Genomic DNA, 846 nt, shown 5'->3' with positions numbered 1-846 from the left:
ATCTGCCCGTTTTTGTTAAGAAAGTTGGTTGTACATTGACCGTAAGTTAATCTAGCATGATCATCGTTCCGGAACTATGATCATGTGGTTGGGGTTGATCTTGTTGGTTTGATCTTGCGCGATTGGCTCCGTGGAGATTTGCAAGGCAACCGAGAAGGTATATCATGCCTCGATGTAAGCCGAACGCTTAAGATGACCGTGTGAAATGAGTGACTCAGATAACCCGAAAGCCCCACCATATAAAGAAAGTATGCTGCCAAAACCAGCAGAACTGATCACATTGCCATCTTATATGGATTGCCATGATCATGCTTACACGCAGATTGTGATTGGGTTGAAAGGTCAAGCGGAATTCGAAGTCCGTGGGCAGGGTAATTTAGTCGGTCCTGGGCAAGGTTGTGTGGTAACAGCATGCTCTGATCATGCTTTCGGCGGCGTGATTCATCAGTCGGATATTTTAGTGCTGAATATGCCGAAGCCGACCAATGATGACCCTGAGATGCTTCAGAAGATCAATAACCCAGAACGTTCCCACCTTTACTTTCACCTCGATGGTCAAATTCAGAAGCTGATTCAGATGCTGGTACAGGAAATGCGTAACCATCCTGACGATCTGCTGCTTAGTCGCGCGTGTAATGACACCGTGATTGCATTGATGCAGCGCCATATCTCTGCATTTGAAACCAGCCGCAAAGATTCGCGCTTTGATCTAGAAGCAATAGACCGCTACATCGAACAACATCTCAGCCATAAGATCAGCGTTGCTCAGCTTGCGGGGCGCGTTTTCTTGGGTGAAAGCCAATTCCACAGCTTGTTTAAAGATCAGATGGGAATTACTCCGCATCA

General features: G+C 46.6%; 1 protein-coding gene. It reads left to right on the top strand.

The features are described from left to right. Positions 1 to 205 precede the first annotated feature (205 nt). The coding region (locus R7Z50_RS26075; RefSeq protein WP_318149552.1) for an AraC family transcriptional regulator at positions 206 to 846 on the top strand (641 nt) is incomplete at its 3' end.

The organism is Vibrio sp. 1249-1 (assembly GCF_033340495.1).
The sequence above is the reverse complement of the archived record's forward strand: the minus strand, read 5'-3'. Positions and strand labels throughout refer to the sequence as shown.